Below are 12,374 nucleotides of genomic sequence, written 5' to 3'. Positions count from 1 at the left end.
GTGGAGGGCCATGGCTCAGGCCGCCATGTTCGCGAGCATCCTGACGAGCACGCGCCGGGTGGCCTCGATATCGGCCGGGTCCACGCCGTCGAGCACGTCGCGGCGGACCTCGTGGGTGAGGTCGAGCATGGCCTTGGCCTGGCTCTCGGCGGCGTCGGTGAGGACGATCCGGCGCACGCGGCGGTCGCCGTCCATCACCCTGCGCTCGACGAGACCGCACCGCTCGAGCCCGTCGATGATGCGCGCCATGGTGGGGCGCTCGACCTCCATCGCGTCGGCGAGCTCGCTCTGGGTGGGCGGCTCGGTCGCGCGGGCGAGGAGGATCACCGCCCGTGCCCGGGTCAGCGTGAAGCCGGCCTCGCGGACCCGCGAATCGAACAGATTCGTCACCTTGCGGGTCACGACGACCATTTGCTGGACGATCGATTCGGGGTCGGGCTGAGACATGGCGGCAGGGGCCTCGGAAAAAAGATGCATAGCTAACTGATGATCTACCAACTAATGGTATGCGTCAGAACTTGCAACAGTCACCCTGCCCCTCGGCGCGGGGCTCAGGCATGCATCTGGGCGGGGGAACTCAACCGCCGCGGCGGTTGGCCGACGTCGCGGGGATCCGTGCAGGACAGCCGCGACCGGCCCGCCGCGGCCGGACCGGTCGGATCCGTTCGATTTGAGATGGAACGGCGGCCCGCTCCCGGCAGTCCCGGGGGCCGCGATGTGCCGGGCGCCGTGGCCGGGCGGCCGCCGGAGCGCTCTCCCCCGCAGGGGCCGCGCTCACTGTCGGGGCGGCACGCGCAGGGACGCGCGTCCCTGCCGGGTCCGGCTGCGCGGGAACTCGCCGGCGCGGGGGTTCGCTGGCGTCAGCGGACGGGGCCGAGGGGGGCGTGGCGGTTCACGTCCTTGTAGAGGAGGTAGCGGAAACGCGTCGGTCCGCCGGCGTAGCAGGCCTGCGGGCAGAAGGCGCGCAGCCACATGAAGTCGCCGGCCTCGACCTCCACCCAGTCGCGGTTGAGCCGGTACACGGCCTTCCCCTCGAGCACGTAGAGGCCATGCTCCATGACGTGCGTCTCCTCGAACGGGATGACGCCGCCCGGCTCGAAGGTGACGATGTTGACGTGCATGTCGTAGCGCAGGTCGTCCGTGTCGATGAAGCATGTCGCGAACCAGCGGTCGTCGGGCGTCGATGTCGGCTTCAGCGGCTGCTCGGCGTCGCTGGTGACGATCGGCTCGGGCAGGCCGAGGCCCTCGGCCGGCTGCCAGCGCTTGCGGATCCACTGGAAGCGCACCGGCTCCTGTCCGTCGTTGTGGACCTTCCAGTCGGCGCCCGGCGGGACGTAGGCGAAGCCGCCCGGCGCCAGCGTGTGACGCTCCGCGCCGATGGTCAGCCGGAGGCTGCCGGACAGGACGAAGATCGCCGCCTGCGCCTCGGGATCGGGCTCCGGCTTCTCCGATCCGCCGCCGGGTGCAACCTCCATGATGTATTGCGAGAACGTCTCCGCGAAGCCGCTCAGCGGCCGCGCCAGCACCCACAGGCGCGTCGCGCTCCAGCCCGGCAGCCGGCTCGTCACGATATCGCGCATCACGCCCCGGGGGATGACGGCGTAGGCTTCGGTGAAGACGGCCCGGCCGGTGTGCAGCTCGGTCTGGCCCGGCAGCCCGCCGTCGGGCGCGCGATAGGTGAAGTCGGTCACAGCCTCATCGTCCTTGCGAGCGCGCGGACAGCCCGCGCGGTTGGTCGGCCTCGGTATCGCGACTGGCGGCAAATGTCAGCACCGGCGGGCGCGGGTCCGCAGGACGGCGCCTCGGACGCGCAGAGTGCGGTCCATTGTCAGCGCGCAACAGCATGGAGATGTTGTTGCCTTGGGACAATGGCGGGTGGCGCGACCCCACAGGGACGGGGAACGCGCGCTCGCCTCAATCGAAGGCAGACATTGTCTATTATTTCGCATTCCATCGGGGCGGCCGGCATCCAATAGTCGACGCCCTGACGAGTCGGCGACGATTTTGAAATCCGCAACCTTCGATGTGAACGCACGGGACATGGGACAGTCTGCGCCCGTCGGCGGCCCGCCATTGCGCCGGCGCAACGGGCGTTGCCGATGCTGCGGTGTCCCATCCTCGTGACGGGGCGTGAGCCGCGCCGGACCGCCTTGTGCGGCGGACGGCACGGCGCCCGCCCCGGGTCGAAACGCTGCGGTGCGATCGCCCGGCGCGCGCCCTCCCGCCCAACGACAACGCAAGGACCATCCATGAAAGCCCACCTGCTCGCGGCGGTCGCCCTCGTCGCGCTGACCGGCGCTGCGACGGCGCAAGAGAAGACCATCCGGTTCGCGCACGATTCCAATCCGGACATCTACGACAACCCGAACCACGCCTGCGCCACGGTGTTCGCCAACATCGTCAACACGGACACCAACGGGGAGATCACCGTCGAGCTCTATCCGGGCGGGCAGATCGGCACGATTACCGAGGCGGTGCAGATGGTGCGCGACGGCATCGTCGAGATGACCAACGCCTCCACCGGCTCGCTGGCGCCCTACTACGCCAACATCGACGTCCTGAACCTGCCGTTCGCGTTCGCCAACAACGGCGCGACCAACGAGGTGTTCGACGGCGAGTTCGGCCGCGCGCTGAAGGCCGACATGGAGGAGAAGCTCGGCGACGTCGTCGTGCTCGGCTACCCGGACACCGGCGGCCTCTTCGCGATCACGAACTCCAAGAAGGAGATCGCGACGCTCGAGGACATGAAGGGCGTCCGGCTGCGCACGATGACGCTCCCATCCCACCAGGCGATCATGAACGCGCTCGGCATGGAGGCGTACCCGCTCGCCTTCTCGGAGGTCTATTCCGGGCTGCAGACCGGGGTGATCGACGGCCAGATGAACCCGATCCCCATCATCGTGACCGCCAACCTCGACGAGGTGCAGGCGTACATGACGCTGACGAACCACCTCTATTCGCCGTTCACGCTGCTCATGAACAGGTCGTTCTACGACGAGCTGACCGACGCGCAGAAGGACATCGTCCACTACGCGGCGCAGTCGTGCGTCGACGCCTCGCGCGGGCTGTCGCGCATCATCGAGGCGTCGGACCGCGGCATCTCCGGCCTGAAGGGGCAGATGACGATCACCGCGCTGTCGCCCGACGACCGCCAGGCGATGCGCGAGGTGACCGGCGCGGCCTTCGACAAGCACATCGAGGAGACGCTCGGCCCGGACGCGGTCGCGCTCGTCGACCTCCTGAAGGCGGAGACCGAGAAGGCGAACGCCACGCGCTTCATGGTCGACCCGGAGTAACGGACGCGCCCCCGCCGTTCCCCACGGCGCGGAAGACATCGCCTAACATTTGATGGCGACCCCCACGAACCGGCGGACCATGGTGCGGCCTCGGCACAGACGAGGCAGAGCACCATGGCCGACAAGGAACGGATCGCGTGGCTCGACGTCGCCAAGGGCACGTCGATCCTGCTGGTCGTCACTCTCCACGCGACGCACTACCTGCGGGAATACGATCTCGCATCCTACGGTTTCGTGCAGATCAACAATCTGTTCGCCCCGATCCGGATGCCGCTGTTCTTCGCGGTGTCGGGGCTTCTGGGGACGCGCGCGGTCACGCGCCGCTGGTCGGAGCTGCTGACCAGCCGCCTCGTCATCTTCGCCTACCTCTTCGCGCTGTGGACGTTCATCCGCTGGGCCTACTTCGGCAACGTGCAGACCAACGTCCTGACGCCGGAGGAGGGCAGCACCTACGCCGAGCTGCTGGTCGCCTGGGTGCGGCCGAACACCGGGATCTGGTTCATCTGGGCGCTGGCGATCTTCTTCTTCCTGGGCAAGCTGCTCTACAGGGTGCGCCACCTCGCCCTCCCCGTCTTCGCCGTCCTCGCCTTCCTGACCTTCGGGCATGTGATCGAGATCGACGCGTTCTCGCAGCGCAACCTCGTCTGGTACGCACCGTTCTTCCTCGGCGGCGCCTGGTACGGGCACCACATCCTCCGCGCGGTGACGGAGCGGCCGCTGGCGGTGGGCATCCTCGGCGGGGCGGTGTTCGCGGCGCTCAGCATCGCGGTCGCCTCCCTCGAGGGGCTGGCCTTCGGGGCGGGGCGGCTCGTCCTGTCGGTCGCAGGACTCGCGGTCGGCGCGGCGGTGTCGATCGCGCTGGCGGCGTTCCTGCCGTCGCGGACCGCGCTGACGTACCTCGGGCGCAACACGCTGCCGATCTACGTGGCGCACGTCATGATCGTCGCCGCCCTCGCCGCCGTCCTCGCGGTCACGACGGAGAATGTGCCGCTGGTGCGCTACTGGGGGGTGCCGTTCATCGTGGCGGTGACCGTCGTCCTGGCACTCGGCCTCAAGGCGGCGGTGGACGCGGCCGGGCTCCGGTGGGCCTACGCCCCGCCCGTGCTGCCGAGGCGCGCGGCGGTCGCGGTCGGCACGGCCTGACGGCACGCCGCGGCGGCGCGGCGCGTCAGAGCGGCTTGAGCAGGAGGCTCGTCTCGCTGTTCACCACGCCGGGGATCTCACGCACCTGGCGCAGGACGCGGTCGAAGTCGCCCAGCGTCCCGGTGCGGATCTCGGCGACGAGGTCCCATGTGCCGTTCGTGGAGTGCAGCGAGGCGATGTCCGGGATCGCGCGGAGCGCCTCGACGACGACGCGCGACATGCTGCCGTTCAGCTCCACCATCATGATCGCCCGAACGCCCGGCGCCTCGTCGACGTCCGTCATGACGGTGAACTTGCGGATCCGGCCGCGCTCCACCAGCCGCTCGAGGCGCTGCTTCACGGTGGTGCGCGAGAGGGACAGGCGGTGCGCCAGCTCGGTGAGCGAGAGGCGCGCGTTGTCCTTCAGCAGCGCGAGGAGGCGCCGGTCGGTCTCGCCGAGATCGCTCACGGCCGGACCTGCGAAACGAAGCCCCGGGCCGCCGATCCGTGCAAGGATCGGGGTCCGGCCGGCGATCTTGCAGGCTTACGTCCGGCGCGGCGCGGGCGCATCCTGAGGCGGTCGCCTGGGACGGCGCGCGCATCGCCGCGCTGCGCATCGTCCGGCCTCCGCCAACCGATGGACGAACCATGACCGCGCCCGCCCCTGCCGATCTCGCCCCCTCCCGCCTCGCGATGGTGCCGTTCGTGAGCGTCGCCAACATGCTGCGCCTCGTCGCCGAGGTCGGTGTCGAGACGGTCCTGACCGAGCTGGCCGACGCCATGGAGGAGGACTTCAGGCGCTGGCCGGACTTCGAGAAGGTGCCGCGGATCGCGAGCCATTCGGCCGGCGGGGTGATCGAGCTGATGCCCGCCTCGGACGGGCGCCTCTACGGCTTCAAGTACGTGAACGGGCATCCGAAGAACACGCGCACGGGGCACCAGACGGTGACGGCCTTCGGCGTCCTGTCGGACGTCGAGACCGGCTACCCGCTGCTCCTCAGCGAGATGACGGTGCTGACGGCACTGCGGACGGCCGCAGCGTCCGCGCTCGCCGCCCGCTACCTCGCGCCGAAGGGCGCGCGGACCATGGCGATGATCGGCAACGGGGCGCAGTGCGAGTTTCAGGCGCTCGCCTTCCGCACCATCGTCGGCATCGACACCGTGCGGCTCTACGACGTCAGCCCCGAGGCGACGGCGAAAGCGGCCCGCAACCTCGCGGCCCGGGGGCTGACGGTGGAGACCTGCCGGTCCGCCGAGGCGGCGGTCGAGGGGGCCGGGATCATCACCACCTGCACCGCCGACAAGCAGCGCGCGACGATCCTCTCCGACAACATGGTCGGCGCCGGGGTGCACATCAACGCGATCGGCGGGGACTGTCCCGGCAAGACGGAGCTTCATCCCGACATCCTGCTCCGCTCCTCGATCTTCACCGAGTTCACGCCGCAGACGCGGATCGAGGGCGAGCTGCAGTCGCTGCCCCCGGACCATCCGGCGACCGAGCTGTGGGAGGTGATCACCGGGGCGGCGCCGGGGCGGCGCGACGGGGCGGAGATCACGCTCTTCGACAGCGTCGGCTTCGCGGTCGAGGACTTCACGGCTCTGCGGTACATCCATGATCGGGTCGAGGGGTCGTCGCATGTCGAGATGCTGGATCTTCTCGCCGACCCGGACGATCCGCGAGACCTGTTCGGCATGATCGTGCGGGCCGGCGCGTCCGCGGCGCCGAGGCCGCCGGGCCAGGGCGGCCCGGCCGGTCACTCCGGGCCTGCGGCCGCGCCGGGCCGATAACCGGCTACCGGGTCGGGCTGGCGCGGCTCGATCCCGCGCCGGCCTGCGCCGGGCTCGACGCGCCGGCACGGCGCAGCTCGTCCGCCATCTCGAGCGCCATCGGCACCAGACTCTCCAGCCGGTCGTCCTCGAAGTAGACGGTGGCGCCGTTGATGCTGCAGGCGAGACGGGTGGTGTCGTTGAACGGGAAGGTGGAGGCGACGCCGCACGTGCCGATGCTGCACTCGTCGAAGTCGAAGGCGTAGTTCTCGAGCCGGGCGGTGTCGAGCTCGCGGAGGATCGCTTCGCGCGACTTGGGATAGCCGGGCGGCAGGACGTCGAGGTAGTCGAGCCAGCCGTCCGGATCGGTCTGGCCGATGAGGGCCTTGCCGACGGCGGTCATCACGGCGGGCGTGCGCTGGCCGACGAACGAGTCGATCTGAAGCTGGCGGGTGCCGGCGATGCGGTCGACGATCACGATGTCGGTCCCGTCGAGGATCGCGAGGTGGATCGTGTCGCTGGTGATGCCGGCGTAGCGCACGAGGATGCCGTGCAGCGCGTCGACGAAATGCAGGCTGCGCTTCTTCTGTTCGCCGAGCTCGAGGAGGCGGAAGCCGAGGCCGTAGTGCTTCTGATCGAAGTAGAGATAATTGTGCTCGACCAGCGTCGACAAAAGCCGGTGGGTCGTGCTCCGGGACATGCCCGATAATTTTGCAATGTCGCCTAAACTGTAGGCTCCGGATGCAACGACGTCGATCAACTTGATCGCCTTGCCGATGACCATGCTCATTGTTGTTTCCGCTCCCTCCCGCACAGGCGCGCTTCGTCAGGCATGACCCGGTTTGGGGCGCATGCGCAAGGGACCTGTGCGCAATACATGGGCATGCTGTCGAGATCTCGTCACCTATATCCCAATAGTTGGGATGACTATCTCGACTATTGACATATTCTCCGGGGTGATGCAACGATCAGGACCGTCGGCGAGAGATGATCTCACCGGCCGACCCAGATCTTGCGCCATGCGGGGCCGCCACGGGAGCGTTGTTTGCGCGCGAATGGCCCCACTTCAATCGAATAAAGGAGGGCGTGCCGATGCGCGCCAAGATCTTCTCACGTGAGGAGCACATCACTCGTCTTTTGGGCTCCGCGTACGATCGCGAGCTCACGTTTCCTCATATCTTCAAAGACAGTAAGCGCAGCATCCATCCCGTTCTGATTGAAGTGAACGGCAGAAAGCATGTTGTCGTCGGAGATTTCGATTCTGCAGCGCACCAGGCGGCCAAGCAGAACATACCGTTCTCGACCTTCGGGCGCTATTTCAGCTGGAACCATCCCGCGGGCGCGGTGCCGCCCAGCTTCGCCGAGGCGGTGTGGGCCGCCGCCGGCTCCGACGGCCTCGAGGTCGAGGCGGACATGCCCGTCGGCCGTGTCGACCAGCTCGCCGCCAAGGGGGACGTCGCCGTCTTCGGCGAGGTCGCCGATCCGCCGGTCCACCTCTACGCCAAGTCCCGCGCCGAGCTCGAGGCGGTATGGGCCAGCACCCGCGACGCGGACGTGCCGCGCCTGACGCCGTTCGTCTCGGGCCTGCGCTTCGGCGAGACGCTCGTCGCGGCGATGAGCGCCGCCCCCCTCGGCTTCGAGGTGCTGGACGCCCTCGCCGAGAAGGCCGGCCTCGACGCGATCCTCGTCACCGCCGCGTTCGACGCGGAGATGTTCACCGGCCTGACGCGCCAGACGCTCGGCGACCACGGCGCCACCGCGCTCTACGTGCGCGGGGCGGCGGACATTCTCGTCCTGTCGCCGCTGCCGATCGAGCGGGCCGACTTCCGCCCGCTCGGCACCGCGGCGTGCGCCGCCGATGCGGTCGCGGCGCACGCCAAGGGCGCCATCGGCTTCCAGCGCGGCAACATGTCGATCGGCGCCTACCGCCGGTTCGAGGCCGCCGGCGTCCGCTTCACCGACGCCACCATGACGCTGCGCCGCTTCTTCGACGAGCGGGCCGGCACGGACCTCCTCTACTTCATCACCGCCGCCAACGCCGTCCTCGCAGGCATCGAACACGCCAACGCCTACATCCGCCGGACCGTGGCAGGCGGCACCCTCACCGAGCGGGACGTCGCGGCGGTCTACCACCAGGGCGTGGACGATTTCGCCGCCGGCATCGGCATGCAGGACCGCATTCACTCCTACTTCGACATCATCCACCCCGGCGAGCGGACGCTGCTGCCGGCGATGGCGGGCGACTACCCGGTGCTGCCCGGGCACAAGACGATCAAGTACGACATGGGACTGCTGGTGACCGACTCCACCGGCGTCGTGCGCGGCTGCTCCGACATCGCGCGCACCCTGTCGTTCGACGTCGACCTGCAGGCCGCGCACGATCGACTGCGCGCGCTGCTGGTGGACGAGCTCATCCCGTCCTTGATGCCCGGGATGACGGGGGAGGAGGCTCACGCGCGCGGCGTCGCGGTGCTGCGCCCGGTGGTCGACGAGATGAAGCGCATCGGAATGCTTCATCCGGAGATGACCATCGAAGGCTATACGCGTGACTGCGGGCACACGTTGCAGCGCCAGACCTTGGCGACCGTGCATTTCATGCCGGGGGATACGGGGACATTCCACGCCGGGATGTTGGGCTGCACGGAATTCGTCTGGCCGATCGATGACAAGATCATCGCCTGTGAGGACGGATACTACGTGACGCCCGAGGGCGCCATTCCCTTCACCATCTGACGCTCATCTCAAAGGAGACCTGGATGACCCGTCTACTGCCGGCACTTCGTGTCATGAAGTGCTCCGCCATCGCGTTGCTGGTCGGTACGGCCGCCCTCCCCGGGGCCGCGCTCGCCCAGGGTGGTGACCATGTGATCGACTTCGCGCTGGGCGCGCCCGTCCTGACGCTCGACCCGGGTGTCGCCGCCGGCACCCAGGCACAGACCGCCCGCGTGCAGATCATGGAAGGCCTCGTCCAGCTCAACGCCGAGACGAGCGAGATCGAGCCGCTGCTCGCTGAGAGCTGGGAAGTCGCGGACGACGGCGTCACCTGGACGTTCCACCTGCGCGAGGGCGTCAGGTTCCACGACGGCTCGCCGCTCACCGCGGACGACGTGGTCGCCTCCATCGGCCGCATCATCGACCCCGCGTCCGGCATGGGCCGCGCCAACGACCTGCGCCAGATCACCGAGATCGCCGCCCTCGACGACAGCACGGTGAAGATCGTCACCGCCGCGCCGTCCGGCACTCTGCTGCGCGTTCTGGCGCTCGACTCGGCCTCGATCCTCTCCACCGCCGCGATCGAGGAGTATGGCGATCAGATCGGCTGGCACCCCGTCGGCACGGGTCCGTTCAAGTACGAGTCGCACGTCGCCGAGCAGTCCATCACGTTCGTGCGCAACGATGACTACTGGGGCAAGGTGCCCGAGGCCGACGGCGTCAAGTTCATCACCGTCCCCGAGGCCTCGACGCGGCTCACCATGCTGGAGACCGGCGAGGCCGACATCATCGTCGACGTGCCCGGCGCGGACGTCGAGCGCCTGCGCGAAACGGACGGCATCTCCCTCATCGAGAAGCCGAACACCCGCCTCGGCCACGTCGGCATGAACGTTTCCAGGGCGCCGCTGAACGACGTGAAGGTCCGCCAGGCGATCAACTTCGCGATCAACCGCGAGGCGATCGTGAAGGGCGTGCTGCGCGGCGTCGGCGTGCCGGCCGACTCCATCATCGCCCCGACCGTCGCCGGCTACGTCCCGCAGGACATGTACGGCTACGACCCGCAGAAGGCGCGCGACCTTCTCGCCGAGGCCGGCTATCCGAACGGCTTCGACATCACGATGTGGACGCCGCAGGGCCGCTACTACATGGACCGCGAGACGATGATCGCGGTGCAGGCGCTGCTCGGCCAGGTCGGCATCCGTGCCAACGTCGAGGTGGTCGACTGGTCGACCTACCTCTCCGCGCTGCGCGAGCCGGTCGACGGCAACAAGAGCCAGCTCTACTGGCTGGGCTGGGAGTCCGGCACCGCCGACATCCAGGTGATCCTCGACACCGTCTTCGACGGCAGCCGCATGCCCCCGAACGGCTGGAACACCATGTTCTACAAGAACGACAAGGTGGATGAGCTGCGCGCGGCGATGTCCCGGGAGGTCGACCCCGACAAGCGCCAGGACATGGCGGCCGAAGTGCAGAAGATCATCATGACGGACGCGCCCTGGGCTCCGGTCTACAGCTACGTGCAGGTCAGCGGTTACAACTCCGACATCGACGGCATCGAGTATCTCCCGACCGACGTCTACCGGCTGAAGAACGTCACCTTCAAGTAAGGCCGCGGGCGGGGTCCGCCGCGGCCCCGCCCGCCTCACCCGAAGAGGTGCCCCCATGGACATCCTGGCCTTCGCCCTGCGGCGGGTCGTCAACGCCGTCCTCGTGCTCCTGGCGCTGAGCGTCCTCGTCTTCTCGATCCTCCAGTTCGTGCCGGGCGACCCTGCGGTGACGGTGGCGGGCATGGGTGCGTCGGAGGCCGACATCGCCGCGATCCGCGCCCAGCTCGGCCTCGACCAGCCGCTCTACGTCCAGTTCCTCACCTGGTTCTGGGGCATCCTCCACGGCGACTGGGGCGTCTCGATCGTCTCCAAGGAGCCCGTGCTGCCGATCCTGATGGACCGGTTCGCGATGACGCTCCTGCTCGCCACGGCCGGCATCCTCTTCGCCGCCGTCGTCGGCATCGCGCTCGGCGTGAACGCGGCGCTGCGGGCCAACACGGGGGCGGACCTGGTCCTCTCCGTGATCGCGCTCCTCGGCGTCTCGGCGCCGATCTTCTGGATCGGCCTCCTCCTCCAGCTCCTGTTCTCGATCAAGCTCGGCCTGCTGCCGGCGACGGGGGCGGGAAACCTCTGGCACCTCGTCCTGCCGGCGATCGCGATCGGCGGCAACTCGGTCGGCATCATCATGCGCATGACGCGCTCCAGCCTCCTCGAGGTGCTGAAGCAGGACTTCGTGCGCACGGCGCGCGCCAAGGGGCTGCCGCGCCACACCATCGTCTACAAGCACGCGCTGCGGAACGCCTTCATCCCCGTCCTCACGGTGATCGGCGTGCAGTTCGCCTACCTGATGGGCGGCGCGGTCCTCATCGAGACCGTGTTCGTCTGGCCGGGGATCGGCAAGCTCCTCGCCGACTCCGTCTTCCGCCGGGACTTCCCGATGGTCCAGGGCGCGATCCTGACGATCGGCTTCTTCTTCGTCCTCGTGAACACCCTCGTCGACCTCGCCTACAGCTTCGTCGACCCGCGCATCAGGCTGAGCTGATGACGTCCGCATCTCCCCGGACCGGCGTCCACGCCCCCGCCGCCCCGCGCCGCCGCCGCGCGCTCAGGAAATTCCTGCGCAGCCGCACCGGCGTCGCCGGCATCATCATCGTGTCGCTCTATCTCGTGGTCGCGCTGTTCGCGCCGTGGCTGGCGCCGAACGACCCGAACGCGATCGACCTCCTCAACGTGTCGACGCCGCCGTCGGCCGAGCACTGGATGGGAACCGACAACTTCGGCCGCGACATCCTGAGCCGCGTCGTCTACGGCGCGCGCACCTCGCTGCTTCTGGGCTTCTGCGTGGTCGGCATCGCGAGTGTCGCGGGCGTCTTCTTCGGGGCCCTCGCGGGTTATCATCGCGGGCGGTTCGACCGCGTCATCGTCTTCCTCACCGACGTGATGATGACGATGCCGACGATCATCGTCGCGCTCGCCATCATCACCATCCTCGGCGCGGGGCTCGTCTCGACCATCGTGGCGATCGCGATCGCCGCCGTCCCGCGCCTCATCCGCATCTCGCGCAGCGCGGTGATGCAGGTGCGCGAGCTGGAGTTCGTGCAGAGCACGAAGGCGCTCGGCGCGCCGGACTCCTTCATCATCGTACGGCACGTGGTGCCGAACTCGCTCGCCCCGGTCATCGTCCAGGCCTCGCTCTTGATGGCCGAGGCGGTGCTCGTCGGGGCGGGCCTCGGATTTCTCGGCCTCGGCGTCGCCCCGCCCCTCGCGGAGTGGGGCCAGATGCTGGCCGAAGGGCGCGGCTACCTTCGCAGCGCCGCCTTCATCTCGGTGTTCCCGGGCCTCGCCATCATCGGCCTGGTGCTCGGCCTCAACCTCCTCGGTGACGGCCTCCGGGACACCTTCGACGTCAGAACGCAATAGGAGCGCGACA

Annotated in this window: 11 protein-coding genes; 7 read left to right on the top strand and 4 right to left on the bottom strand. The window is 68.8% G+C overall.

What is annotated here, in order from left to right; translation table 11 throughout:
- Positions 1-15 precede the first annotated feature (15 nt).
- Positions 16-447: a MarR family winged helix-turn-helix transcriptional regulator gene (locus DLJ53_RS29865; protein ID WP_162409695.1), complete on the bottom strand. Its 432-nt coding sequence runs from the start codon at positions 445-447 to the stop codon at positions 16-18.
- A 413-nt stretch (positions 448-860) separates the two neighbouring features.
- A complete protein-coding gene (locus DLJ53_RS29860) occupies positions 861-1,691 on the bottom strand; it encodes a bifunctional allantoicase/(S)-ureidoglycine aminohydrolase (RefSeq protein WP_111351968.1) in 831 nt (276 codons plus the stop codon).
- A 558-nt stretch (positions 1,692-2,249) separates the two neighbouring features.
- Between DLJ53_RS29860 and DLJ53_RS29855 the strand changes: the two genes are divergently transcribed.
- Both DLJ53_RS29855 and DLJ53_RS29850 read left to right on the top strand, forming a co-directional pair.
- A complete protein-coding gene (locus DLJ53_RS29855; protein WP_111351966.1) occupies positions 2,250-3,296 on the top strand; it encodes a TRAP transporter substrate-binding protein in 1,047 nt (348 codons plus the stop codon).
- A gap of 114 nt (positions 3,297-3,410) precedes the next feature.
- Positions 3,411-4,439 carry an acyltransferase family protein gene (locus tag DLJ53_RS29850; protein ID WP_111351964.1) on the top strand — a complete coding sequence of 343 codons (1,029 nt, stop codon included), beginning with the start codon at positions 3,411-3,413 and terminating at the stop codon, positions 4,437-4,439.
- A gap of 25 nt (positions 4,440-4,464) precedes the next feature.
- Here DLJ53_RS29850 and DLJ53_RS29845 read toward each other — a convergent pair whose 3' ends face one another.
- Positions 4,465-4,887, bottom strand: coding sequence for an Lrp/AsnC family transcriptional regulator (locus DLJ53_RS29845; protein ID WP_111351962.1), 423 nt, complete (start codon positions 4,885-4,887; stop codon positions 4,465-4,467).
- Positions 4,888-5,066: 179 nt separating this feature from the next.
- Here DLJ53_RS29845 and DLJ53_RS29840 point away from each other — a divergent pair, with 179 nt between their 5' ends.
- Positions 5,067-6,206, top strand: coding sequence for an ornithine cyclodeaminase (locus DLJ53_RS29840; protein WP_111351961.1), 1,140 nt, complete (start codon positions 5,067-5,069; stop codon positions 6,204-6,206).
- Between the two features lie 4 nt (positions 6,207-6,210).
- On the opposite strand, the gene DLJ53_RS29835 is transcribed toward DLJ53_RS29840, so the two are convergent.
- Positions 6,211-6,975, bottom strand: a complete 765-nt coding sequence (locus DLJ53_RS29835) for an IclR family transcriptional regulator (RefSeq protein WP_111351959.1) — start codon at positions 6,973-6,975, stop codon at positions 6,211-6,213.
- Between the two features lie 431 nt (positions 6,976-7,406).
- On the opposite strand from DLJ53_RS29835, the gene DLJ53_RS29830 reads away from it, so the two are divergent.
- From DLJ53_RS29830 to DLJ53_RS29815, 4 genes are read left to right on the top strand one after another with little or no spacing between them, the layout of a single operon-like run.
- Positions 7,407-8,918 carry a M24 family metallopeptidase gene (locus tag DLJ53_RS29830; protein WP_211100703.1) on the top strand — a complete coding sequence of 504 codons (1,512 nt, stop codon included), beginning with the start codon at positions 7,407-7,409 and terminating at the stop codon, positions 8,916-8,918.
- Between the two features lie 23 nt (positions 8,919-8,941).
- Complete coding sequence (locus DLJ53_RS29825) at positions 8,942-10,504, top strand: ABC transporter substrate-binding protein (protein ID WP_111351955.1); 1,563 nt, start codon at positions 8,942-8,944, stop codon at positions 10,502-10,504.
- A gap of 55 nt (positions 10,505-10,559) precedes the next feature.
- Positions 10,560-11,486 (top strand): ABC transporter permease, encoded by a 927-nt coding sequence (locus DLJ53_RS29820; protein WP_202913426.1) that lies wholly within the window; start codon positions 10,560-10,562, stop codon positions 11,484-11,486.
- Positions 11,486-12,364 carry an ABC transporter permease gene (locus DLJ53_RS29815; protein WP_111351954.1) on the top strand — a complete coding sequence of 293 codons (879 nt, stop codon included), beginning with the start codon at positions 11,486-11,488 and terminating at the stop codon, positions 12,362-12,364. The genes DLJ53_RS29820 and DLJ53_RS29815 overlap by 1 nt, the downstream gene beginning before the upstream one ends.
- The last annotated feature ends 10 nt before the right edge of the window (positions 12,365-12,374 follow it).

It is taken from the genome of Acuticoccus sediminis, from assembly GCF_003258595.1.
Lineage (GTDB): Bacteria > Pseudomonadota > Alphaproteobacteria > Rhizobiales > Amorphaceae > Acuticoccus > Acuticoccus sediminis.
This window is presented reverse-complemented; position numbering and strand designations above follow the sequence as displayed.